This is a genomic window from Fructilactobacillus sp. X3R2C1, from assembly GCF_059901235.1.
The window spans coordinates 1-277 of sequence record NZ_JBWXVA010000028.1 but is presented as its reverse complement, the minus strand read 5'-3'; the positions used below and the strand labels follow the sequence as shown (position 1 = coordinate 277).

Sequence of the window (277 nt, the reverse complement as noted above, 5' to 3'; positions counted from 1 at the left end):
ACCTCAAGGTGCCGGGCAGCGAGCAGAGCCGCGCCTATTCGTTCAGTTCATTGCAAAAGGGCGGCGAAGTCAGCTTCCTGATCCGCAATGTACCGGGCGGGTTGATGAGCAGCTTCCTGACCAGCCTGGCCAAAACCGGCGACAGCATGAGCCTGACCGGGCCGCTGGGCAGCTTCTACCTGCGCCCGATCCTGCGCCCGCTGTTGCTGTTGGCCGGCGGTACCGGCCTGGCACCGTTCACCGCCATGCTGGAGAAGATCGCCGAGCAGGGCAGTGA

Annotated in this window: 1 protein-coding gene; it reads left to right on the top strand. The window is 64.6% G+C overall.

Features of this window, described 5'->3' with window-relative positions; genetic code table 11:
• Positions 1–277: FAD-binding oxidoreductase (locus AC6UDB_RS07025; RefSeq protein ID WP_500709548.1), on the top strand; the 277-nt coding region annotated here is incomplete at both ends.